The organism is Kocuria varians (genome assembly GCF_006539885.1).
GTDB classification, from domain to species: Bacteria; Actinomycetota; Actinomycetes; order Actinomycetales; family Micrococcaceae; genus Kocuria; species Kocuria varians.
The window spans coordinates 62,042-84,445 of sequence record NZ_BJNW01000010.1; the positions used below are offsets into that span (position 1 = coordinate 62,042).

Here is a 22,404-nt window from a genome sequence, read left to right on the forward strand (position 1 = left end):
CAGGAGGAATCGTGCCGCTCTCCGAGCACGAACAGCAGCTTCTCGCCCAGCTCGAGAAGCAGCTGCACGAAGACGACCCCCGCTTTGCATCCAGCATGCACACCGAGTCGGTGCGGGGTCGCGGTTCCATGCGCAACGTCGTGCTGGGAGTGGTCATCGCCGTCGTGGGACTGGGCGTCCTGCTGGCCGGTGTCTCCACCCACCTGATCGTCGTCGGGGTGCTCGGGTTCGCCGTCATGGCCGGCGGTGCGTACGTGGCCACGCTGCGGAGCAAGGCTGCTCCCGGGGACTTCGATTCCCAGCGCCGCGCGCCGCGCGCTCCCCGTGGTGACTCCGCCGGGCCCCGGAAGTCCTCCACTTTCCTCCAGAACCTCGAGGAGAAGTGGGACAGGCGCAACCAGGGCGGGCGCTGAGCACCGCCCCACGACACGTCGGGCCCGCCGGTCCGCACCACGTTCACCACGAACCCCCCGGCACACTGCCGGGGGGTTCGTCGCGTTCTCCCCCCCTTGTCAGCCCCGGTTTTCCGGGCTCGCAGAGCGGGCCCGCGCCGCACAGGAGCGGGGGCTGCGCACGCCACGGCGCAGGGAGGTGGAGCGGATCTGCGTTGACGGGGGAGGGGAGTGGAGTAAAGTGGAGGACGGTAGAGAAGCGAGGGTCGGGCTGGCCTTTATCCGAAGGCGGTGGCGATGTTTCTCGGAACATACGAGCCGCGTCTGGATGACAAGGCACGGCTGATCCTTCCGGCCAAGTTTCGGGCTGAACTGGCGGACGGACTCGTGCTGACACGCGGGCAGGAACGCTGCCTGTACGTGTTCAGCGCGGAGGAGTTCGCCAGGGTGCACGAGCAGATGCGAGCGGCACCGCTGTCGTCGAAGCAGGCCAGGGATTACATCCGCGTTTTTCTCTCCGGGGCCTCGGACGAGATCCCGGACAAGCAAGGTCGCATCACCATTCCCGCGTCCCTGCGCTCGTACGCGGGCCTGGACCGGGAGCTGGCGGTGATCGGGGCGGGCAGCCGCGCCGAGATCTGGGATGCGACCGCATGGCAGCAGTACCTCGCGGAGAAGGAAGCGGCCTTCTCCGACACGGAGGACGAGGTCATCCCCGGGCTCTTCTAGGGACCGGGGGCCACCCGGGCACGTGCTCCGCGCGTTGCCGGTCATGAGATCTCCAGCCGCCCACGTCACCGTCCTGACTCGACTTCCCCCGAGTCAGGCCGGATTCGGGGGACGAGCGGCGGAGGGGGATCTGGTGACCGGCAGCCGTTCGGCGCCGCGCGGCCGGGCCCACCCCCAGGTAACACCCGCGACGGACCAGGAGCCCGGCATGGACGACACCCCCGCCGAGCAACGGCACATCCCCGTGATGCTGCAGCGCTGCCTGGACCTGCTGGCCCCGGCGCTGGAGACCCCGGAGCCCGTCGTGGTGGATGCGACGCTCGGCATGGGCGGTCACACGCAGGCCATGCTCGAACGCTTCCCCGCCCTGCGCGTCGTCGGCATCGACCGCGACCCCCAGGCGCTGGAACTGGCCGGTGGGCGGCTCGCCCGCTTCGGGGACCGCTTCCAGGCACTGCACACCACCTACGACCACGTCGCGGACGCCGCGGCCCTCGCCGGGGTGGAGCGCGTGGACGGCATCCTCTTCGACCTGGGCGTCTCCTCCCTGCAGCTCGACGAGCGCGAGCGCGGCTTCGCCTACTCCTTCGACGCGCCCCTGGACATGCGCATGGACTCCCGTGCGGAGCTCTCTGCGTACACCGTGGTCAACGAGTACGACGAGTCCGAGCTGCGGGACATCATCTACCGGTGGGGCGAGGACCGCTTCGCGCCGCGCATCGCGCGCGCCATCGTGGCCGCCCGCGCCGAGGAGCCGCTGCGCACCACTGCCCAGCTGGTCGACGTCGTCCGCTCCGCCGTGCCCGCCGCCGCCCAGCACAAGAAGGGCCACCCCGCGAAGCAGACCTTCCAGGCGCTGCGGATCGAGGTCAACGAGGAGCTCGACGTCCTGGAGCGGGCGGTCCCCGCGGCCGTGGAAACTGTCAGGGTGGGAGGGCGTGTCGTCGCCATGAGCTACCACTCCCTGGAGGACAGAATTGTGAAGCAGGAGTTCGCCCGTGGCGCCCGCTCCACGGCCCCCAGAGGTTTTCCCGTGGAGCTGCCCGAGCACCGGCCCACGCTGACCGTCCTCACCCGGGGCGCCGAGCGGGCCGCGCAGGACGAGACCGAGAGCAACCCGCGGGCGGCCTCGGCGAGGTTGCGGGCCGTCGAGAAGCTCCGTGAGACCACGACCCCCGGGAGCGTCCGATGAGCAGCGCGGCGAGCACCGCCCCCGACGAGTTCCCCCCGGGATCAGGCGTCGGCCACCGCAGACCGCTCTCGGTGGTCCCTCGCCGCGCCGGCGGCCGCAGCCGGGTGTCCACCGGCGTGATGTGTGCCCTCGCGCTCGCCGCGGCGCTGGTCGGCATCCTGCTGCTGAACATCCAGATCACGCAAGGCCAGTACGAGCTCACCGACCTCACCGGGCAGGAGCGTGCGCTCTCCCAGGAGAACGAGGCCCTGACCCAGGACATCGAGGCGAACTCGGCACCCCAGAACCTCGCCGCGCGCGCCAACGACCTCGGGATGGTCAGCGCCAAGGAGGTGGGCAGCGTGGACCTGGCCTCGGGCAGCGTCACCGCGCCGTCCGCCGTCGCCGAGAAGACCGACAGCCAGAACATCCTGGTGCCGCCGGCCAAGATGAAGGGCTCCGACGCCGCGGAGAAGAACCGGGCCGCCGCCGAGGAGCGCGCGGAGAAGCGCGCCAAGGAGGAGGCGGACAAGAAGACCGCCGAGCGCGAGGCCGCCCAGAAGGCGGACGACGCCCGCGACCTCAACGGCGGGTCGATCCCGGCGCCGTCGCAGCGCGCCCCGGGCCAGTAGCGCAGGGGGCCCGCCGGGCCCGTGTCCACCAGCCGTCGGAGGGAGCCGCACCGCGCCGGAGTCCAGGAAACGAGGAAGACCGTGTCATCATCCACACCGCGCAGGAACCGTCTGTTCCGGCCGTACTCGCGCATGCAGGTGGGCATCGCCGTCCTGCTGGTGCTGCTGCTGCTGGTGGTGGGCAAGCTCTTCTGGGTCCAGGGACTCGACCCGACCGGACGCGCGGAGGCCGCCGCGCAGCAGCGCACCCTGGTGGAACCGATCCCGGCGGTGCGCGGTGAGATCACCGACTCCCGGGGCACGGTGCTCGCCCGCACACTGCAGCGCTACGACATCACGGTGGACCAGACGGCGGTCACCTCGGTGGACGTCCCCAGCACGGACGGCTCCACCCAGACCGTGACCCCCACCCAGGCGGTGTACAAGATCGCCGACGCCCTGGGCATGAGCGACACCGACGTCAAGAAGGCACTGGACGGCGACAAGACCTTCAACTATGTGGCCCGCGGCGTGACCCCCGAGCAGTACAACAAGCTGCGGGAGCTGAACCTGCCCTACATCTACGGCCAGCCCACGTTCCAGCGCAGCTACCCGAACGGCTCCCTGGGCGGCTCGGTGGTGGGCTTCCTCGGCGGGGACAGCCAGGCGCTGGGCGGCATCGAGCAGACCCAGGACTCCGCGCTGCGCGGCACGGACGGCGAGCGGCGCTTCGAGATCTCGGGCGACGGCGTGCGCATCCCCGTGGCCCCGCAGGAGCAGAAGGCCGCCCAGAACGGCTCGGACGTGCAGCTCTCCCTGGACAGCGACGTGCAGTTCTTCGCCGAGCAGGCGGTGCGCGAGCGCGCCAAGGCCCTGAAGGCAGAGTGGGGCACGGCCGTCGTGATGGACGTGAAGACCGGAAAGGTGCTGGCGCTGGCGGACACCTCCTCCGTGGATCCGAACGCACCCGGGGAGGCCAAGGCGGAGGACCTCGGGGTGCGCGCGGTGACGCAGTCGGTGGAGCCGGGCTCCACCGAGAAGATCGCCACACTCGCCGGTGCGCTGGACCGGGGGATCGTGACCCCGTCCACCCAGATCACGGTGCCCTCCTACCTGCAGATCGGCTCGGAGAAGATCACGGACGCGTTCGACCACCCGGCGCAGAACCGCACGGTCGCGGGCATCATCGGGGACTCCATGAACACGGGAACGGTGATCATGGGCTCCAAGATGGACAAACAGACCCGGCACGACAACCTCGCGAACTTCGGGGTGGGCCAGGCCACGGGCATCGAGCTGCCCGGCGAGTCCACCGGCATCCTCGCTCCCGCGGACCAGTGGGACGCCCGCCAGGAGTACACAGTGCTCTTCGGCCAGGGCGTCTCCCAGACCCCGCTTCGCACGGCCTCGATCTTCCAGGCCGTGGCCAACAAGGGCCGTCAGATCGAGCCGCGCATCGTGAACTCCGTCACGGCGGCGGACGGCACCGTGAGCACCCCGCAGAGCCCCGAACCCAAGCAGGTGCTCTCTGAGTCCGCGGCCCAGGACACGCTGGACGTGATGGAGAACGTGGTGACCCAGGGCGGTGCCAAGGAGGCCGCCGTGCCGGGCTACCGCGTGGGCGGCAAGACGGGCACGGCCGAGGCCCCGAGCGACAACGGCGGCTACGACGGCTACACGACCTCGTTCGTGGGCGTGGCGCCCATGGAGGATCCGCAGTACCTGGTGGCCGTGACCATGCAGCGCCCCCAGGGCGACGTCCACACGGTCGGGGTCACCTCCACGTTCTCCACGATCATGTCCCAGGTGCTCCACCACTACAACGTGGCACCCTCCACCACCGAGGGCCCGAGGTTCGACATGCAGGTCCCGGAGAACATCAAGCGGGACGTGACCCCGGAGAACGCCCTCGAGCAGACCTGGCCCGAACCGAGCAGGGACGAGTCCCAGGGCTAAACTCCCATGCAGGAGCACACAGCGTGCACATCTTCCGGTGACGTGCCGGCCCGGGTGAGCGGGGACCGTTCGCAGCCAGTTTCGAGAAGGACTTCCATGGCGACATCTGCCCACGAGGGGGGCGACGCGCAGAGCATGCGTCCCTCCCGTCCCGTCTCCCACACCGTGGCGGAGCTCGCGGCGCTCACGGGGGCCGAGTCCGTCCCCGCCCGTTCGGGTGCGGCCGAGCCGGTGACCGGTGTGGTGCTGAACTCGCGCGAGGTGCAGCCCGGTGACCTCTACGCGGCGCTGCCCGGTGCGCGGGTGCACGGGGCGCGCTTCGCGGCCGACGCCGCCGCGGCCGGTGCTGTGGCCGTCCTCACCGACCCCGAGGGCGCACGGCTTCTCGCGGGGGCGGGCACGGACCTGCCGGTGCTCGTGTGCGCGGACCCCCGGGCGTGGGTCGGTCCCGTGGCGCGCGCGGTCTACGACTCGCAGCCCGCGGACGGCTCCGGCCAGGAGCTCTTCGCGGTCACGGGCACCAACGGCAAGACGACCACCACGTACTTCATCACGTCGGTGCTGCGGGCGCTGGGACACACCACCGGGCTGATCGGCACCATCGAGATCCTCGCCGGCGACACGCCGATCCCGTCGCACCTCACCACGCCGGAGGCGCCGCACGTGCACTCGCTGCTCGCGCTGATGCGTGAGCGCGGCATCACGGCCACCGGCATGGAGGTCTCCTCCCACGCGCTGGAGTTCCACCGCGTGGACGGCGTGCGCTACGACGTCGCCGGCTTCACCAACCTGACCCAGGACCACCTGGACCTGCACGGCTCCATGGCGGAGTACTTCGAGGCCAAGGCGCAGCTGTTCACCGCGGACCGCACGCGCCGCGCCGTCGTCGTGCTCTCCGAGGAGGACCCCTGGGGCGCCGCGATGGCGCAGCGCGCCCGCGAGAACCTGGGGACGGAGCGCGTCTCGACCGTGGCCCTGCGCGGCAGCGACTCCGGCGAGGACGCCGACGCCGCGGACTGGACCCTGCGCTCGCTCGAGCGGCGGGGGATTGGCACGGCGTTCACGCTGACGCACGCCGACGGCCGGGAGCTGCGCGTGCACACGGGCCTGCCGGGAGAGTTCAACGTGGCCAACGCGGCACTGGCCGTGCTCATGGTGCTGGACTCCGGAGTGCCCCTGGAGACCCTGCAGCGCGCGCTCGACGAGCACGACCCGCTGACCACGAGTGTCCCCGGGCGCATGCAGCTGGTGGGCACCGCGCCCACGTCCCTCGTGGACTTCGCCCACAACCCGGACGCGCTCGTGCGTGTCCTGCGCTCCGTGCGGCCCGAGAACGGCGAGGGCCGTGTGATCGTGGTCTTCGGCGCCACCGGCCAGCGGGACACCACCAAGCGTCCGATCATGGGTCGTGTGGCCGCCGAGGAGGCGGACGTCGTGATCGTCACGGACGACGACCCCCACGGCGAGGACCCGGGACCCATCCGCGAGCAGGTCGCCGCCGGTGCCCGCGAGGCCGTCGCCGACGGCGCGCGCGCCACGGACGTGCTGGTCGTGGAGCCCCGCGCCACCGCGATCCACACCGCGGTGCGCATGGCGCGGCCGGAGGACGCGATCATCGTGGCCGGGCGCGGGCACGAGACCGCCCAGGACGTCAACGGCGTGAACGTCCCGCTGGATGACCGCGTGGAGCTGCGGAACGCACTGGAGGCGCTGCACGCGCACACGAAGGAGCAGAAATGATAGCCATCACCGCCGCACAGGTGGCAGAGGCCGTCCACGGCACGCTCGTGGGCGTGCCCGAGCCCACCGCCGTGACGGTCACCTCGGTGACGACCGATTCCCGCGAGGTCACGGACGGCACGCTGTTCGTCGCCAAGCCCGGTGAGGCCACGGACGGCCACCGCTTCGTGCCGCAGGCCGCGCAGGCCGGGGCCGTGCTGAACCTCACCGAGCGCGAGGTCACGGACGAGTCCGGCACGCCCTACCCGTCGGTGGTCGTCGAGGACGTCGTGCTCGCCATGGGGGCGCTGGCTTCCCACGTGCTCGAGCAGCTGCGCGCGGACCACGCCGTCACGGTCGTGGCGGTCACCGGATCGGTGGGCAAGACCACCACCAAGGACCTGCTGCACGGCATCTTCAGCGCGCAGGGACCCACGGTGGCCCCGCGCAACTCCTACAACGGGGAGGTTGGGGTCCCACTCACGATCTTCACCGCCACGGAGGAGACCGAGTACGTCGTGGTCGAGATGGGCGCCACGCACATCGGCAACATCCGCTACCTGTGCGAGATGGTGCGCCCGGACGTGGGCGCGGTGCTGTGCGTGGGCTCCGCGCACGCGGGCGAGTTCGGCGGCGTCGAGAACATCGCGCGCGCCAAGGGGGAGATGGTCGAGGCCCTGTCCCCGGAGGGCACCGCCGTGCTCAACGACGACGACGCCCGCGTGCGTGCCATGCGCGAGCGCACCGTGGCGCAGATCGTGTCCTTCGGTCAGGGCCCCGAGGCCCACGACCCCGCCACGGGCGATCCCCGGGTCTGGGCCGAGGACGTCACCGCGGGCGCGGACGGCTGCCCGGCGTTCACCCTGCACCTCCCGGAAGGCTCCGCCCACCCGGTGCGGTCGCGGCTGATCGGCGTGCACCACGTGACCAACCTGCTCGCCGCGGCGGCGGTCGCCTGGGCGGCCGGGGTCGACCCCGCACGGATCGCGGCGGGGCTCAAGGGCGGCGCCCGGTCCCGCTGGCGCATGGAGCGCACGGAGCGGGCAGACGGCGTCACGGTCATCAACGACGCCTACAACGCCAACCCGCAGTCCATGAAGGCTGCCCTGCAGACCCTGGCCCAGCTGGGCCGCGGGGACGCCGAGCACCCCGCGCGGCGCACCATCGCGGTGCTCGGGGGCATGTTCGAGCTCGGCGACGAGTCCGTCCAGGCTCACGCGGACCTCGGCCAGCTGCTCGTGCGGATGAACATCTCGCACGTGGTGGCCGTGGGCGACGTCGCCCGCCCGGTCTACACCGCCGCGACCCTCGAGGGCTCGTGGGGTGAGGAGGCCGCCTGGGTCCCGGACGTCGAGCACGCCGAGGAGTACCTCGCGCGGGAGCTGCGCCCCGGGGACATCGTGCTGCTGAAGTCCTCCAACGCCGCCGGGCTGAACCACCTGGGCGACCGGATCGCGGCCGCGGCAACCGACACCACCGACAAGGAGGGCTGAATCGCATGATCCAGCTGCTCATGGCATCGGGGCTCGGCCTCGTGTTCTCCATCTTCGGCACCCCCGCGCTGATCAAGCTCCTGGCGCGGCGCGGCTACGGCCAGTACATCCGGGACGACGGACCCACCTCCCACCAGACCAAGCGCGGGACCCCCACGATGGGCGGCGTCGCGATCCTGCTCTCGGTGGTTGCCGCGTACCTCGTGACCCACCTGATCAGCGTCCTCGCGTGGCCCGAGAACGGGGGCATCACCCTCTCCGGCGTCCTGGCCCTGGGCCTGATGCTCGGCATGGGGCTCGTGGGGTTCCTGGACGACTTCAAGAAGATCTCCAAGAAGCAGAACCTGGGGCTCACCGCCGCCGGGAAGATGATTCTGCAGGGGGCGATCGGCACCGCGTTCGCGCTGCTCGTGCTGTTCTTCCCGGACGAGTCCGGACACACCCCGGCGTCCATGGCCATCTCCTGGACGCGGGACACGGGGATCGACCTCGCCTTCGCGGGTCCGCTGATTGGTGCGGTGCTGTTCGTGATCTGGGTGAACCTGATCGCCACCGGCACCACCAACGCCGTCAACCTCACGGACGGCCTGGACGGGCTCGCCACCGGCGCGTCCATCCTGGTGTTCAGCGGCTACATGCTGATCTCCCTGTGGCAGGCCGGGCACCTGTGCGACACCGTGGACCAGGCCGCGTGCTACGAGGTGCGCAACCCCATGGACCTCGCGATCGTGGCCGCCGCCCTCGTGGGGGCCCTGATCGGGTTCCTGTGGTGGAACACCTCGCCCGCCAAGATCTTCATGGGCGACACCGGCTCCCTGGGCCTGGGCGGGGCGCTCGCGGCGTTCGCCGTGCTCTCCCGCACCGAGCTGCTGCTGATCCTGATCGCGGGGCTGTTCGTGGTCATCACGATGTCCGTGATCCTCCAGGTGGGTTACTTCAAGCTCTCCCACGGCAAGCGGATCTTCAAGATGGCCCCGCTGCAGCACCACTTCGAGCTCAAGGGCTGGCAGGAGGTCACCATCGTGGTGCGCTTCTGGATCATCGCCGGGCTCTTCGTGGCCGCGGCCCTCGGGGTCTTCTACGGTGACTGGCTGCTGCACAACGGGGGAGCGTTCCCCGGCACCGAGATCCTGCACTGACGCACTGACGCACCGCGTCCCGGGGTCGGCCACGAGCGCCGACCCCACCCACGAACGACCCGAGGAACACAGGAAGAGGCAGAGACCGGCCATGAGGCACGCGAGCAACGAGAACCCCGTCCTGGACAACCCGCGCCTGGCCGGGCTCACGAGCTGGGACGCGGACTGGTCCGGACTGCGCGTGGTGGTCGCGGGCATCGGCGTCTCCGGCTTTGCCGCGGCGGACACGCTGATCGAGCTCGGTGCCCTCGTGACGGTCGTGGACTCCGGGGACGGCGAGCGCAACCGGCAGTCCGCGGACACGCTGAAGATCGTGGGCGCCGTCGACGTCGTGCTGGGAGCGGACGCCATGGCGCGCGTCCCGGACGTGCGCGGGCAGCGTCCCGACCTGGTGGTGACCTCTCCGGGGATCCGGCCCACGAACCCGCTGTTGGAGGCGGCGCGCGAGGAAGGCATCCAGATCTGGGGGGACGTGGAGCTGGCGTGGCGCGTGAGCGAGCGGCGCGGGCGCAGGACGCCGCAGTGGCTGTGCATCACCGGCACCAACGGCAAGACCACCACGGTGGGGATGACCGCCTCGATCCTGCAGGCCGCAGGGCTGAAGGCGATCGCCGTGGGCAACGTGGGCACCCCCATCCTGGACGCCCTGCGCGATCCCGTGGAGTACGACGTCCTGGCCGTGGAGCTCTCGAGCTTCCAGCTGCACTGGACCCACTCGCTCTCCCCGCTGGCCTCTGCGGTGCTCAACGTGGCGGAGGACCACGTGGACTGGCACGGCAGCTTCGAGAACTACCGCGCGGACAAGTCGCGCGTGTACGAGAACACTCGGATCGCATGCGTCTACAACGCCGAGCAGGAGGGCGCGGAGGAGCTCGTGGAGGCCGCGGACGTGGTCGAGGGCTGCCGTGCCGTGGGCTTCACCACCGGCATGCCCGGGCTGTCCATGGTCGGCGTGGTGGAGGAGCTGCTCGTGGACCGCGCGTTCGTGGAGGACCGGGCCACGAGTGCCGCGGAGATCGGCGCCGTCTCGGACACCGGTCCGCTGCCCACGCGTCACGGCGTCGCCAACGCGCTGGCGGCCGCGGCACTCGCGCGCGCCGCTGGCGTCGAGCCCGAGGCCGTGCGCGACGGCCTGCGCGCCTTCCACCCCGGCGGCCACCGGATCGAGGTGGTGGCCGAGACGGACGGCGTGCGCTGGATCGACGACTCCAAGGCCACCAACCCGCACGCCGCGCAGGCCTCCCTCTCCGCGTTCGACCCCGTGGTCTGGATCGCCGGCGGCCTCTCGAAGGGCGTGGACTACGACGAGCTCGTGCGGGCCAACGCCGCTCGCCTGAAGGCCGTGGTCGTCATCGGCACGGACGACGCCGCCCTGCTGGGTTCGCTCGCGCGCCTCGCCCCCGAGGTCCCCGTCCTGGCGGGCACACCCGGCCAGGGCACGTCAGCGGAGACGACGCTCGACGAGCCGAGCATCGACCCCGCCGACGGCCACGCCGTGATGCGGCGCGCCGTGCAGCTCGCGGCGCAGCGCGTCACCCCCGGCGACACCGTGCTGATGGCGCCGGCCGCCGCGTCCATGGACCAGTTCACCGACTACGCGGACCGCGGGGACGCCTTCGCCCGCAGCGTCCGCGAGGAGCTGGGGCTGGCATGAGCACCCGCACACCCACACCGCCGTCGTCGCGCCACGACATCGGATCCGCGGCGGCACCGCGCCCCGCGGGAACCGCCCTGACCACCCGGTTGCGCTCCCTGTGGCACCAGCTCACGGACGGACCGCTGTTCCACTCCTACTACGCACTGGCCGGCTGCGTGGTGCTGCTGACGGGCATCGGCGTGATGATGGTGCTCTCGGCGTCCGCCGTGGAGTCCATCTCGGACAGCCGCTCCGCCTACGCGCTGTTCGCCAAGCAGGCGCTCTTCGGCGTGCTCGGTCTGGTCGCGATGTTCGTCCTCTCCGTCCTCCCGGTGCGCTTCTACCGAAAGCTGGCTTGGCCGCTGTGGGGGCTCAGCGTGTTCGTCTCGCTGCTGGTGTTCACCCCGCTGGGGCACGAGGTCAACGGCAACCGCAACTGGCTCGTGTTCGGCGGCTTCTCCTTCCAGCCCTCCGAGCTCGCGAAGCTCGCGCTGTGTCTGTGGCTCGCGGCGATGTTCGCCAAGCAGGGGGACGAGGTCGAGCACGACTGGAAGCGGGCCCTGTGGCCCTCGGCCTTCGGCTTCCTCGTGCCCACCGGGCTCGTGCTCGCCGGCGGTGACGCCGGCACGGCGATCGTGTTCTGCCTGATCTACGCGGCCGCGCTGTGGTTCGTGCGCGCGCCGCTGAAGATCTTCGGGGGCGGCCTCGCCCTGGCCGCGGCGGGCGGCCTGTTCCTGGTGGTCACCTCCCCGCACCGCCTGGACCGCATCACCGGCTGGCTCTTCGGGGAGTGCGGTGCCACGGACGCGTGCTGGCAGGCCCAGCAGGGTCTCAACGCGCTGGCCACCGGCGGCTGGTGGGGCGTGGGCCTGGGCCAGTCCCGGTTGAAGTACAACTACGTGCCGGAAGCGCACAACGACTACATCTTCTCGATCATCGGCGAGGAGCTGGGCCTGGTGGGCACCACCATCATCCTCGTGCTGTTCATCGTGATGGTGATCGCCATGGCCCGGATCCTGACCCGCACGCGCAGCGTGTTCGTGCGGATCACCACCGCGGGGATCGTCACGTGGCTCGTGGGCCAGGCGTTCGTGAACCTCGGCATGGTCACGGGTCTGCTCCCGGTGATCGGCATCCCCCTGCCGTTCATCAGCTACGGTGGTTCCGCGCTGCTCATGACCATGGCCGCGGTGGGCGTGGTGATGTCCTTCGCCCGGGTGCCGCGCTCGGTGCGCGTCGGCGCACGAGGTGTCGCGGGGCCGCAGATCCTCGACGCCCAGGAGGCTCACGAACGCGGTCTCGACGGCGCGGGGGATACCTCCCGCGGGGCGTGGCTGCGGCGCATGACCACACGGCTCGGAAAGGGACGACGATGACTTCCACGCAGGACCGCGAACCCTCCGGACAGCGCGCGGGCTCGGCCCGCGTCGTCCTCGCCGGCGGTGGCACCGCCGGGCACATCAGCCCGCTGCTGGCGATCGCCGAGGCGATCCGCGAGGCCCGCGAGGACGCCACCGTGTGCGCCGTGGGCACGGCCTCGGGCATGGAGACCCGTCTGGTCCCCGCCGCCGGGGTGGACCTCGAACTCATCGGTCGTGTGCCGCTGCCGCGCAAGCCCTCGGTGGACCTGCTGCGGCTGCCGCGCCGCATGGCCGCCGCCGTGCACCAGGCGGGCCGGATCCTCGACTCCCGCCAGGCCACGGTGGTCGTGGGCGTGGGCGGCTACGTCTGCACCCCCGTCTACCTCGCCGCGGCCCGTCGAAAGATCCCGGTGGTGATCCACGAGGCCAACGCGAAGCCCGGGATCGCCAACCGCGTGGGAGCACGTTTCGCCTCCGCGGTGGCCACCGCGTTCCCGGACACGCCCCTGGGCGGTGCGCGCGTCGTCGGCATGCCCATGCGGCGGGAGATCGCCACCCTGGACCGCGCCGCGCAGCGTTCGGCCGCGCGCGCCGCCCTGGGCCTCGAACCGGATCTGCCCACCGTGGTGGTCACGGGAGGCTCCTCCGGAGCGCAGTCCATGAACCGCACGGTGGAGGCGATTGCCCGCGAGGTGGGGGAGCAGGGCTACCAGCTGCTGCACGTCACCGGACGCGGCAAGGAGCTGCGCACCCCGGAGGGTGAGCTGCTGCGCGCGCCCCACTACGTGCAGACCGAGTACGTGGACGGCATGGAGAAGGTCTACGCCGCGGCGGACCTGCTCGTCGCCCGTGCCGGTGCCGCCACCGTGTGCGAGGTCGCCGCCGTGGGACTGCCTGCGGTGTTCGTCCCCCTGCCCATCGGCAACGGCGAGCAGGCGCTCAACGCCCGCTCCCTCGTCGCGGCCGGCGGCGCGCAGCTCGTGGCCGACGCCGAGTTCACCCCCGCGTTCTACCGGGAGACCGTGGCGCCCCTCGTCACGGACGCGGCCCGCCTGGAGGAGATGTCCCGTGCCTCGGCCGGGCACGGCGTGCGCGACGCCGCCCAGGTGATGGCCCGGATCACCCTCGACACCGCCCGCGACTGACCCCCGCTTCCCCGCCTCACAGGAGATCACCGTGAACACCCAGCAACCCCTCGACCCCCACGGTCTGGGCCGCGTGCACTTCATCGGCATGGGCGGGGCGGGCATGTCAGCCGTCGCGCGGCTGCTGCTGGCCCGCGGCGTGACGGTCAGCGGCTCGGACGCCAAGGACTCACCGGGGCTGCGCGAGCTCGAGGCCCTGGGCGCCACCGTGTTCGTGGGCCAGGCCGCGGCGAACGTGGCGGGCGCGGGGACCGTGGTGGTCTCGACAGCGATCAAGGAGGAGAACCCCGAGCTCGCGACCGCGCGCGCCGCGGGGATCCGCGTGCTGCACCGCTCCCAGGCGCTGGCCTCGGCCATGCACGGCCGGGACGTCATCGCGGTCGCGGGCACGCACGGCAAGACGACCACGAGCTCGATGGCGGCGGTCGCCCTGCGCGCCGCGGAGCTCGACCCGTCGTGGGCGATCGGCGCGTACGTCGCGGACCTCGGCGCGAACGCCGGCGTGGCGGACGGGGGCTGGTTCGTCGCGGAGGCGGACGAGTCGGACGGCTCCTTCATGGCCTACCACCCCACGGTGGCGGTGGTGACGAACATCGAGCCCGACCACCTGGACCACTACGGCAGCGCCGAGGCGTTCTTCCGGGCCTTCGACGAGTTCTCGGACACCATCCGCACCGGCGGCACGCTGGTCGCCTGCGCGGACGACCCCGGGGCCGCCCGGCTCGCCCGACGCCGTCGTGAGGCCTCGGCCGCCGTGCTGACGTACGGCGCGGACCCCGCCGCGGACGTGGTCGTCTCGGACGTCGTGCCGGTGGGCACGGGCTCCACGTGCCGGATCGAGTTCCCGGTCGCGGGGGAGCGCCGCAGCGCCGAGCTGCGCCTCGCGGTCCCCGGTGCGCACAACGTGGCCGACGCCGCGGCCGCCTTCACCGCGGGACTGGCCGCCGGTGCCGAGCCGATCCGCATGCTCTCCGGACTGGCCGGGTTCCACGGCTCGGCCCGCCGCTTCGACCTGCGCGGCGAGGAGCACGGCGTGCGCGTCTTCGACGACTACGCGCACCACCCCACGGAGGTCGCCGCCGCGCTGACGGCCGCGCGCGACGTCGCCGGTGAGCACCGCGTGCTCGTGGTCTTCCAGCCCCACCTCTACTCCCGCACCCGCGAGTTCGCGGAGCAGTTCTGCCGTGCCCTGGAACTCGCGGACCTCGCGTGCGTCGTGGACGTCTTCGGCGCGCGCGAGCAGCCCGAGCCGGGCATCACGGGGGAGAGCATCACGCGCTTCGCCCGTGGCACCCAGGTGGTCTCTACCCCCGCCACGGTGGACGCCGTGGCGACCGTGGTGGCCGCCGCCGCCCCGGGCGACGTGGTCCTGACCGTCGGTGCCGGGGACGTCACCGCGCTGGGTCCCGAGATCCTCGCCGGTCTGGCGCGTCGCTGATGGCCCGCTCGCTGCCCCCGCACCAGCCGCCGCTCGCCGGCCGCACGCCCGGATCCGGGGAGGGCGACGGCGGGGAGGACGACGGCGTCGTGGACCCCCGCGACGGGCTCGGCGTCCGCGGCCAGGACCCCCGGTGGCACGACGTCGACAACGCCGTCACGGACGACGAGGCGCCCGAGGTCCGTGTCAACAACGAGAGCAAGGTCAGTCGGGTGGACACCGGTCAGCTCGAGGCCGTGCCCGCGGCCGTCGGCAGGTTCTCCACCTGGCGTGCCCGGCGGCGGGCCGCACGCGCGGAGGAGGCCGCCGCAGCCGAGCCGGCCGAGGGCGACGAGTCCTCGACGGTCGTGCCGTTCCCGCCCAGCGGCCACCGGCGCCGTCGACGCCGTCGGCTCACGGGCCTGCTGGTCTCGCTCCTCGTGCTCGTGGTGCTGGCCCTCGTGGTCTTCTTCTCCCCGCTGTTCGCCACGCGCACGATCGAGGTGGACGGGGCGACCCTCACCTCGCCGGACGCCGTGCAGGAGGCGCTCTCCGGATTCCAGGGGGTGCCCATGACGAGGATCTCCAAGCAGGACATCAAGGACTCCCTGGGCGACGTCCCGCAGGTGAAGTCCGTGGACGTCGTCTTCCACCCGCCGCACACGATTGCCGTACAGCTGCACGAGCGCGTGGGTGTGGCCGTGGTCGAGGACGGCGACTCCTTCGTGCTCGTGGACTCGGAGGGCAAGCAGCTCTCGACCGGCCCGAAGGCGAAGCGCCCGGACGTCCCCCTGGTGGCCGGTGGGCGAAAGGTGCTGAGTTCGCAGAAGTTCACGGACGTCTCGGACGTCCTTGCCGCACTGCCCGCGGACGTCCTGTCCCGGCTGGACAGTGCCGCGGCGCCGTCCGGCTCGGCGGTGGAGCTGACCTTCAAGGACGGCAAGAAGGTGCTGTGGGGGGACGCCTCCCAGAGCGAACTGAAGTCCCAGGTGGTCGCGGCGTTCGTGAAGGCGAAGGCCACGGCGGACGCGAGCGAGATCGACGTGTCGGCCCCGCTGCACCCGGTCGTGAAGTGACGTTTCCCCCGAGTCTCACGTGAGACTCGAAGGATTCACCCTGGGTGTGACCTGGGGACATGCGGTACAGCCGGGTAACACGGCCTCGTATGGTAGGGAGAACGCGGTCATGGTTGTTATCCTTACGTTCAACGGAATGCCGTACCTCCCGGTGCCGCACTTCACGTGAGCTTCACGTAAAACTTTAGACTTTGCCAGCGAATCATCCCCAGGTCCCGCAAGACCACGCGAGTTAGGTGCATATGGACTCCTCAACCCCCCAGAACTACTTGGCCGTCATCAAGGTGGTCGGCATCGGTGGCGGTGGCGTCAACGCCGTGAACCGCATGATCGAGGAGGGCCTGCGCGGCGTCGAGTTCATCGCGATCAACACGGACGCCCAGGCCCTGCTGATGTCGGACGCGGACGTGAAGCTCGACGTCGGCCGCGAGCTGACCCGCGGCCTCGGCGCCGGCGCGAACCCGGACGTCGGACGCCAGGCGGCGGAGGACCACGAGGAGGAGATCCAGGAGGTGCTCAAGGGCGCCGACATGGTCTTCGTGACCGCGGGCGAGGGTGGCGGCACCGGCACCGGCGGCGCCCCCGTCGTGGCGCGCATCGCCCGTTCGCTCGGCGCGCTGACCATCGGTGTGGTGACCCGCCCGTTCACGTTCGAGGGTCGTCGCCGCTCCCACCAGGCGGAGAACGGCATCGAGACCCTGCGGGACGAGGTGGACACGCTCATCGTGATCCCCAACGACCGTCTGCTCTCCATCTCGGACCGCAACGTCTCCATGCTGGACGCGTTCAAGTCCGCGGACCAGGTGCTGCTCTCGGGCGTCTCCGGCATCACGGACCTGATCACCACCCCGGGCCTGATCAACCTGGACTTCGCGGACGTCAAGTCCGTGATGCAGGGTGCGGGCTCGGCGCTCATGGGCATCGGCTCCGCGCAGGGTGAGGACCGCGCCGTGAAGGCCGCGGAGCTCGCCATCGCGTCCCCGCTGCTCGAGGCGTCCATCGACGGCGCCCACGGCGTGCTGCTGTCCATCCAGGGCGGCTCGGACCTCGGCCTGTTCGAGATCAACGAGGCCGCGCGCCTCGTGCAGGAGGTCGCTCACCCGGAGGCGAACATCATCTTCGGCGCCGTGATCGACGACGCCCTGGGCGACCAGGCCCGCGTCACCGTGATCGCGGCCGGCTTCGACTCCGTCTCGCAGGAGACCAACGCGAACAACTCCTCCCCGGCCCAGCGCCAGGCGGAGAACACCCGCGCGACCTTCGGCGGGGACGCGTCCCGTCCCTCCGGCCTGGGCCGCTCCCCGCAGCGCGGCGGCAGCTCGTACGCCGCCCCGTCCACGGGCTTCGGCTCGCGCCAGAACGCGGACGACGACATCCCGGACGACGCCGGCTTCGACGTCGACCTGCCGGCCGAGGCGGACGCGCCGTCCTCCTCGAACTCGTCCTCCCGCAAGGACTCGCTGGACTTCCCCGACTTCCTGAAGTGAGGTGAGGGGCGCAGCGCGCCCCTCCGTCCCCCGGGCCGTACCAGGGCCGGGGGACGGGAAGGACCGGCCCGTGAGCACCGTGGTCGCACGCTCCCCGTGAGGGGCCGGGCACCCGGTGACCCGCGGATCATCGCGACAGGGGGTGGCCACCGCACAGGTGGCCACCCCCTTCCACGTCCCCGGCGCGGGACGGCAGCACTTTCGAGGAGGACCGCATGTGGTACCGCAGCGAGGAGCGCGGCGTGGGCGTCGCGTTCACGGACGCGTGCGAGGGGAACCTGGCCGCGCACACGGGTGACGACCCCGCGGAGGTGGCGCGGCGGCGTCGTCGGCTCGAGGAGCAGCTGGGCTCGGGACCGGTGCGCTACGTGCGGCAGGTGCACGGGATCGTGGTGCACGACGTCACAGGCGCGGCAGCCCAGGACGGCGACCCCGCCGCCGCCCCGGAGGCGGACGCCGTGGTGAGCGCGGACGGCAGGCCCGTGGGGATCCTCACGGCGGACTGCCTGCCGGTCGTGCTCGTGGGCGAGGTGCCCGGAGGAACCCCCGTCCTGGCCGTGGCCCACGCCGGACGAAAGGGTCTGCTGAGCGGCGTCCTGCAGGCCGCCGTGAACTCGGTGCGCGGGCACGGCGCGCACGGGATCGAGGCGTGGATCGGCCCGGCCGTGTGCGGTGCGTGCTACGAGGTGCCCGAGGAGATGGCCCGCGAGGCCGGTGCACTGGTGCCCGGGATCGTGTCCACGACCTCGTGGGGCACCACCGGCCTGGACCTGCCCGGTGCCGCCCGCACCCTGCTCGAGGCGAACGGGGTGCGGGTCCGCCCGGAGACGCTGGACCACTCCGCGTGGTGCACGCTGGAGCACGAGGACCTGTACTCGTACCGCAGGGACCGCACCACCGGCAGGTTCGCCGGCGTGGTGTGGGCCCGGGAGGGAAGTGGACGTGATGAGTGAGACCACCGTGGACGTGGCGCACGCGGATGCCGGGCGCACGGCCGAGCTGGCCCAGCGGCTCTCGGCGGTGCGCCAGCGGATCCTGGACGCCGCGCAGCAACGCAGCGAGGACCGGGGGCACGGCGGAGAGCTGCCGGCCCTGGTGGTCGTGACCAAGTTCTTCCCCGCCGAGGACGTCCTGCGGCTGCGGAACCTCGGTGTGCGCGCGGTGGGGGAGAACCGCGACCAGGAGGCCGGGCCCAAGGCGGCGGAGGTCGCCGAGGTGCTCGCGTCCCAGGATCCGCCCGTCTCCCCGCCCGCGTGGCACTTCGTGGGGCAGCTGCAGTCCAACAAGGCCAAGCACGTGGTGCGCTACGCCTCGTGGGTGCACTCGGTGGACCGCCTCTCACTGGTCACCGCCCTCGGCAAGGCCGTGCGTGCACACCGGCAGGCGGTCGCGGAGGACACCGCGGTGCCGGGGCCGTGCGCCACGGAGGACCTCACGTGCCTGGTCCAGGTGGACCTGGACCCGGAGGCCACCCCCGGCAGCTCCCGGGGCGGCGCCCACCCGGACGACGTCGCGGAGCTGGCCCGCGCCGTCGCCGCCGCCGAGGGACTGCGGCTGGGCGGCGTCATGGCCGTGGCACCGCGCGACGCCGATCCCGCGGAGGCGTTCGAGAAACTCTGGGAGATCTCCCAGCGCCTGCGCAAGGAGCACCCCGAGGCGCGTGTGGTCTCGGCGGGCATGAGCGGGGACCTCGAGGCCGCCGTGGCGGCGGGTGCCACGCACGTGCGCATCGGATCGGATGTCCTCGGGCCCCGGCCCGCCGTGCGGTAGCGTAAAGACCGACGATTCGCGGGCCGATGGACCTCGGCCCGTTCAGTGATTGAGGAGAGAATATGGCCGGAGCGCTGCGTCGCACCATGGTGTATCTCGGGCTGGCCGAGAGCGACGACGAGTACATCTCCGATGACACCCCCCGCCCCCGGGACACCCCCCACCCCGCCTCGAACGGAACCACCGCTGCCGCGAACGACTCCGGCAGCACCGCGGTCTCCCGCCGGAGCCCCGAGTACCGAGCCCCCGTGACCCCCATCAAGCGGGCTCCCAGTTCCCGAGAGGACGACAACGAATTGCGCACCATCACCACCGTGCACCCCCGGTCGTACAACGACGCCAAGTCGATCGGTGAGGCGTTCCGGGACGGCACCCCCGTGATCATGAACGTTTCGGACATGGGTGAGGCGGAGGCCAAGCGGCTCGTGGACTTCGCGGCCGGGCTCGTCTTCGCGCTGCACGGCTCCATCGAGCGGGTCACCGCCAAGGTGTTCCTGCTCACGCCGTCCTTCGTGGAGGTCCGGGACCAGGGCCACACGGACGAGATCGACGAGGAACCCGCCGCCCACGAGCAGGTCGAGGGCTGAGCATGAGCCTGGTGCTGTCCATCGTCTACCTGGTGGTCCACGTGCTCTACATCGCCCTGCTGGGACGACTCGTCCTGGACTGGGTGCAGATGTTCGCGCGCAGCTGGCGCCCCAAGGGCCTCGCCCTGGTGGTGGCGTCCACGGTCTACTCGGTGACGGACCCGCCCATGAACGCACTGCGACGGCTCGTGCCGCCGCTGCGCTTCGGAGGGGTGGCGCTGGACCTGGGATTCCTGATCCTGGTCTTCGTCATCAGCATCCTGCAGACGGTGGTGGCGAACCTGCTGCTGCGCGCCTGAGCCCACTCGACGCTATTCTGGAGCGGAAGACATCGGACCGCCGCACGGGCACGCCATGCGAGGTGTCCACCGGCGGCGGACCGGTACAACACGAGGAGTGAGAAGATCCATGGCTTTGACACCCGAGGACGTCATCAACAAGCGGTTCCAGCCCACCAAGTTCCGTGAGGGCTACGACCAGGACGAGGTGGACGACTTCCTGGACGAGGTCGTCGTGGAGCTGCGCCGCCTTCGGCAGGAGAACGAAACCCTGCGCAAGCAGGTCGAGACCCTCGGCGGCCACCCGGAGGAGTCCGCCGCCGCCGAGAGCGTCACGGACACCACCGAGTCGACCACCACCACCTCCGCCGCGACCGGTTCCGGCTCGCACGCGGGTGACTCGGCCGCCGTCACGAAGACCGTCACCTCCGAGGAGGAGCAGCGGGCCACCGAGCCCGTCGCGCAGCCGGCCCCCGCGGCCGCGCCCCGTGCCGCGACCACGGATGCCACGGCAGGGACCGCGGGCACGACGTCGTCGGCCCAGGCCTCCGGCGCGGCCACGGGCGAGTCCGCCCAGTCCGCTGCCGCCGTGCTCGCCATGGCGCAGAAGCTGCACGACGACTACGTCACCCAGGGTCAGCAGGAGCGTGAGCGCCTCATCGCCGAGGGCCGCGCGCAGGCCGACCACCTGGTGGCCGAGGGCAAGCGCACCAAGGAGGAGACGCTCTCCTCGCTCGAGCGCGAGAAGGTGGACCTGGAGGACTCCGTGGCCAAGCTGCGCTCCTTCGAGAAGGACTACCGCAGCAACCTCAAGAGCTTCATCAACGGTCAGCTGCGTGAGCTGGACAGCACCGGATCGCTCGCGCCCGCGGACGCCACAGCGCCCGCCGGCAAGCGTCCCGGCACCAAGTAAGCGCCTGTGACCGATCGTTCCACCCCCGCAGCGGCGGCCGTCCCCACCCGGACGGGCCGCCGCTGCGTCGTGCTGTCCCTGCTCGCGGCCGCGCTGCTCTACGCGGGCGACCAGCTGACGAAGCTGTGGGTCGTGCAGAACCTGGTGCCGGGCCGCGAGTACCCGGTGGTCCCCGGTCTGCTGTGGTGGGAGCACATCCGCAACAGCGGCGGCGCGTTCTCGCTGGGAGCCGGGTCCACGTGGATCTTCACGGTGGTGATGTCCGTGGTGGTCGTGGGGATCCTGTGGAACCTGCGCCGCGTGCGTGACGGGCTGTGGGCGCTCGCGCTGGGCCTCGTGCTGGGCGGCGCCCTCGGCAATCTGACGGACCGGCTCCTCCGGGAGCCCGGCGTGGGGCGCGGGCACGTGGTGGACTTCATCGCCGTGCCGCACTTCGCGATCTTCAACGTCGCAGACTGCGGCGTGGTGGTGGGCATCGGGCTGCTCTTGGTGCTGATCCTGCGCGGCCGCGAGATGGGAGGCGATCGTGACCGGTGAGCGCACCCGCCCCACGGGCTCCGAGCCCGAGTTCGTGAGCGAACGCTTCACGGCGGGCCCCGAGCTGGAGGGCGCCCGGCTCGACGCCGCCGTGGCCGCCTGGACGGGGCTGTCCCGTTCCGCGGCGGCCCAGCTGTGTGCCGAGGACCGTGTGAGCCACAGGGGCCGCCCGGTGGCGAAGTCGCACCGGGTCGCGGCGTCCGAGACCTACACGGTGGAGGTTCCGGTCCCCGAGGACCCAGAGCGGATCGCCCCGCAGCACGTGCCGGACCTGCGCCTCGTGGAGGTGAACCCGAGCTACGTGGTGGTCGACAAACCCGCCGGTGTGGCCGCGCACCCCTCTCCCGGATGGAAGGGTCCCACGGTGGTGGGTGCCCTTGCCGGGGCCGGGATCTCCGTGTCGACCTCCGGTGCGCCGGAGCGGCAGGGCATCGTCCACCGCCTGGATGTGGGGACCTCCGGGCTCATGGTCGTGGCGCGTGACGAGAACGCCTACACGCGGCTGAAGCGGGCGTTCAAGGAGCGCACCGTCACCAAGGTGTACCACGCGGTGGTCCAGGGCATCCCGGATCCGCTCAAGGGCACCATCGACGCCCCGATCGGCCGCCACCCGGGCCACGAGTGGCGCTTCGCCGTGCTCGAGGACGGACGCCGGTCCGTGACCCACTACGAGGTGCTGGAGGCCTTCGGACGCGCATCCCTCGTGGAGGTGCACCTGGAGACGGGGCGCACCCACCAGATCCGCGTGCACTTCAGTGCCCTGCAGCACCCGTGCTGCGGGGACCTCACCTACGGCGCGGACCCCGGGCTCTCCGCGGGGCTCGGCCTCACCCGGCAGTGGCTGCACGCCAAGCGACTGGGCTTCGCGAGCCCGGTCACGGGGGAGCACGTGGAGTACGAGAGCCCCTATCCCACGGATCTCGCCTACGCCGTGGAGACCCTGCGGGAGGGCGGGCCGCGGCCGTGACGGACCGCTCGCGGTCCCTC

21 protein-coding genes are annotated in these 22,404 nt (G+C 71.8%); all 21 read left to right on the plus strand.

The genetic code is table 11. The features are described from left to right. Positions 1-11 precede the first annotated feature (11 nt). The 21 genes from KVA01_RS06855 to KVA01_RS06955 all read left to right on the plus strand — a co-directional run bounded on the left by KVA01_RS06855 (position 12) and on the right by KVA01_RS06955 (position 22,384). Positions 12-413: an SCO2097 family morphological protein gene (locus tag KVA01_RS06855; RefSeq protein WP_068467080.1), complete on the plus strand. Its 402-nt coding sequence runs from the start codon at positions 12-14 to the stop codon at positions 411-413. 276 nt (positions 414-689) lie between these two features. Continuing rightward, the gene (gene mraZ / locus KVA01_RS06860) at positions 690-1,121 is read left to right on the plus strand and encodes a division/cell wall cluster transcriptional repressor MraZ (protein ID WP_068467117.1); all 432 of its coding nucleotides are present in this window, start codon (positions 690-692) and stop codon (positions 1,119-1,121) included. Positions 1,122-1,329: 208 nt separating this feature from the next. Continuing rightward, positions 1,330-2,313 (plus strand): 16S rRNA (cytosine(1402)-N(4))-methyltransferase RsmH, encoded by a 984-nt coding sequence (rsmH, locus tag KVA01_RS06865; protein WP_082810176.1) that lies wholly within the window; start codon positions 1,330-1,332, stop codon positions 2,311-2,313. Continuing rightward, positions 2,310-2,924: a cell division protein FtsL gene (gene ftsL / locus KVA01_RS06870; RefSeq protein ID WP_068467081.1), complete on the plus strand. Its 615-nt coding sequence runs from the start codon at positions 2,310-2,312 to the stop codon at positions 2,922-2,924. Before rsmH ends, ftsL begins: the two co-directional genes overlap by 4 nt. Positions 2,925-3,005: 81 nt before the next feature. After that, on the plus strand, positions 3,006-4,859 hold the full coding sequence (locus KVA01_RS06875; RefSeq protein WP_231860531.1) for a peptidoglycan D,D-transpeptidase FtsI family protein: 1,854 nt from the start codon (positions 3,006-3,008) through the stop codon (positions 4,857-4,859). A gap of 96 nt (positions 4,860-4,955) precedes the next feature. After that, the gene (locus KVA01_RS06880; RefSeq protein ID WP_068467085.1) at positions 4,956-6,599 is read left to right on the plus strand and encodes a UDP-N-acetylmuramoyl-L-alanyl-D-glutamate--2,6-diaminopimelate ligase; all 1,644 of its coding nucleotides are present in this window, start codon (positions 4,956-4,958) and stop codon (positions 6,597-6,599) included. Beyond that, positions 6,596-8,071, plus strand: a complete 1,476-nt coding sequence (locus KVA01_RS06885) for a UDP-N-acetylmuramoyl-tripeptide--D-alanyl-D-alanine ligase (RefSeq protein WP_068467087.1) — start codon at positions 6,596-6,598, stop codon at positions 8,069-8,071. The genes KVA01_RS06880 and KVA01_RS06885 overlap by 4 nt, the downstream gene beginning before the upstream one ends. 5 nt (positions 8,072-8,076) lie before the next feature. Beyond that, complete coding sequence (mraY, locus tag KVA01_RS06890; protein WP_068467090.1) at positions 8,077-9,210, plus strand: phospho-N-acetylmuramoyl-pentapeptide-transferase; 1,134 nt, start codon at positions 8,077-8,079, stop codon at positions 9,208-9,210. Between the two features lie 91 nt (positions 9,211-9,301). Continuing rightward, the gene (gene murD, locus KVA01_RS06895) at positions 9,302-10,864 is read left to right on the plus strand and encodes a UDP-N-acetylmuramoyl-L-alanine--D-glutamate ligase (protein WP_068467092.1); all 1,563 of its coding nucleotides are present in this window, start codon (positions 9,302-9,304) and stop codon (positions 10,862-10,864) included. Beyond that, a complete protein-coding gene (gene ftsW / locus KVA01_RS06900; protein ID WP_068467094.1) occupies positions 10,861-12,222 on the plus strand; it encodes a putative lipid II flippase FtsW in 1,362 nt (453 codons plus the stop codon). Before murD ends, ftsW begins: the two co-directional genes overlap by 4 nt. Then, the gene (murG, locus tag KVA01_RS06905) at positions 12,219-13,352 is read left to right on the plus strand and encodes an undecaprenyldiphospho-muramoylpentapeptide beta-N-acetylglucosaminyltransferase (protein WP_068467096.1); all 1,134 of its coding nucleotides are present in this window, start codon (positions 12,219-12,221) and stop codon (positions 13,350-13,352) included. The genes ftsW and murG overlap by 4 nt, the downstream gene beginning before the upstream one ends. Before the next feature lie 31 nt (positions 13,353-13,383). Then, positions 13,384-14,790 carry a UDP-N-acetylmuramate--L-alanine ligase gene (gene murC / locus KVA01_RS06910; RefSeq protein ID WP_068467098.1) on the plus strand — a complete coding sequence of 469 codons (1,407 nt, stop codon included), beginning with the start codon at positions 13,384-13,386 and terminating at the stop codon, positions 14,788-14,790. Further along, positions 14,790-15,845, plus strand: coding sequence for a cell division protein FtsQ/DivIB (locus KVA01_RS06915; RefSeq protein WP_068467100.1), 1,056 nt, complete (start codon positions 14,790-14,792; stop codon positions 15,843-15,845). Before murC ends, KVA01_RS06915 begins: the two co-directional genes overlap by 1 nt. 242 nt (positions 15,846-16,087) lie before the next feature. Then, on the plus strand, positions 16,088-17,332 hold the full coding sequence (gene ftsZ, locus KVA01_RS06920) for a cell division protein FtsZ (protein WP_068467101.1): 1,245 nt from the start codon (positions 16,088-16,090) through the stop codon (positions 17,330-17,332). 215 nt (positions 17,333-17,547) lie between these two features. Then, positions 17,548-18,285 carry a purine nucleoside phosphorylase YfiH/LACC1 family protein gene (locus KVA01_RS06925; protein ID WP_068467103.1) on the plus strand — a complete coding sequence of 246 codons (738 nt, stop codon included), beginning with the start codon at positions 17,548-17,550 and terminating at the stop codon, positions 18,283-18,285. After that, on the plus strand, positions 18,278-19,102 hold the full coding sequence (locus KVA01_RS06930) for a YggS family pyridoxal phosphate-dependent enzyme (RefSeq protein ID WP_068467121.1): 825 nt from the start codon (positions 18,278-18,280) through the stop codon (positions 19,100-19,102). Before KVA01_RS06925 ends, KVA01_RS06930 begins: the two co-directional genes overlap by 8 nt. A gap of 62 nt (positions 19,103-19,164) precedes the next feature. Then, complete coding sequence (locus tag KVA01_RS06935) at positions 19,165-19,689, plus strand: cell division protein SepF (protein WP_141269472.1); 525 nt, start codon at positions 19,165-19,167, stop codon at positions 19,687-19,689. 2 nt (positions 19,690-19,691) lie between these two features. Beyond that, on the plus strand, positions 19,692-19,988 hold the full coding sequence (locus KVA01_RS06940; protein WP_141269474.1) for a YggT family protein: 297 nt from the start codon (positions 19,692-19,694) through the stop codon (positions 19,986-19,988). A 109-nt stretch (positions 19,989-20,097) separates the two neighbouring features. Next, complete coding sequence (locus tag KVA01_RS06945; RefSeq protein ID WP_141269476.1) at positions 20,098-20,880, plus strand: DivIVA domain-containing protein; 783 nt, start codon at positions 20,098-20,100, stop codon at positions 20,878-20,880. Between the two features lie 6 nt (positions 20,881-20,886). Then, the gene (gene lspA, locus KVA01_RS06950; RefSeq protein ID WP_068468907.1) at positions 20,887-21,417 is read left to right on the plus strand and encodes a signal peptidase II; all 531 of its coding nucleotides are present in this window, start codon (positions 20,887-20,889) and stop codon (positions 21,415-21,417) included. After that, positions 21,407-22,384, plus strand: coding sequence for an RluA family pseudouridine synthase (locus KVA01_RS06955; protein ID WP_371858569.1), 978 nt, complete (start codon positions 21,407-21,409; stop codon positions 22,382-22,384). The genes lspA and KVA01_RS06955 overlap by 11 nt, the downstream gene beginning before the upstream one ends. Positions 22,385-22,404 lie beyond the last annotated feature (20 nt).

What these genes read in the sequence shown, in the direction of transcription:
- KVA01_RS06945 (WP_141269476.1), top strand. Translation starts at nt 20,098, where the DNA reads ATGGCTTTGACACCCGAGGACGTCATCAACAAGCGGTTCCAGCCCACC.
- KVA01_RS06935 (WP_141269472.1), top strand. Translation starts at nt 19,165, where the DNA reads ATGGCCGGAGCGCTGCGTCGCACCATGGTGTATCTCGGGCTGGCCGAG.
- KVA01_RS06885 (WP_068467087.1), top strand. Translation starts at nt 6,596, where the DNA reads ATGATAGCCATCACCGCCGCACAGGTGGCAGAGGCCGTCCACGGCACG.
- KVA01_RS06940 (WP_141269474.1), top strand. Translation starts at nt 19,692, where the DNA reads ATGAGCCTGGTGCTGTCCATCGTCTACCTGGTGGTCCACGTGCTCTAC.
- mraZ (WP_068467117.1), top strand. Translation starts at nt 690, where the DNA reads ATGTTTCTCGGAACATACGAGCCGCGTCTGGATGACAAGGCACGGCTG.
- KVA01_RS06925 (WP_068467103.1), top strand. Translation starts at nt 17,548, where the DNA reads ATGTGGTACCGCAGCGAGGAGCGCGGCGTGGGCGTCGCGTTCACGGAC.
- KVA01_RS06915 (WP_068467100.1), top strand. Translation starts at nt 14,790, where the DNA reads ATGGCCCGCTCGCTGCCCCCGCACCAGCCGCCGCTCGCCGGCCGCACG.
- KVA01_RS06930 (WP_068467121.1), top strand. Translation starts at nt 18,278, where the DNA reads ATGAGTGAGACCACCGTGGACGTGGCGCACGCGGATGCCGGGCGCACG.
- ftsW (WP_068467094.1), top strand. Translation starts at nt 10,861, where the DNA reads ATGAGCACCCGCACACCCACACCGCCGTCGTCGCGCCACGACATCGGA.
- ftsZ (WP_068467101.1), top strand. Translation starts at nt 16,088, where the DNA reads ATGGACTCCTCAACCCCCCAGAACTACTTGGCCGTCATCAAGGTGGTC.
- murD (WP_068467092.1), top strand. Translation starts at nt 9,302, where the DNA reads ATGAGGCACGCGAGCAACGAGAACCCCGTCCTGGACAACCCGCGCCTG.
- ftsL (WP_068467081.1), top strand. Translation starts at nt 2,310, where the DNA reads ATGAGCAGCGCGGCGAGCACCGCCCCCGACGAGTTCCCCCCGGGATCA.
- rsmH (WP_082810176.1), top strand. Translation starts at nt 1,330, where the DNA reads ATGGACGACACCCCCGCCGAGCAACGGCACATCCCCGTGATGCTGCAG.
- KVA01_RS06880 (WP_068467085.1), top strand. Translation starts at nt 4,956, where the DNA reads ATGGCGACATCTGCCCACGAGGGGGGCGACGCGCAGAGCATGCGTCCC.
- mraY (WP_068467090.1), top strand. Translation starts at nt 8,077, where the DNA reads ATGATCCAGCTGCTCATGGCATCGGGGCTCGGCCTCGTGTTCTCCATC.
- murG (WP_068467096.1), top strand. Translation starts at nt 12,219, where the DNA reads ATGACTTCCACGCAGGACCGCGAACCCTCCGGACAGCGCGCGGGCTCG.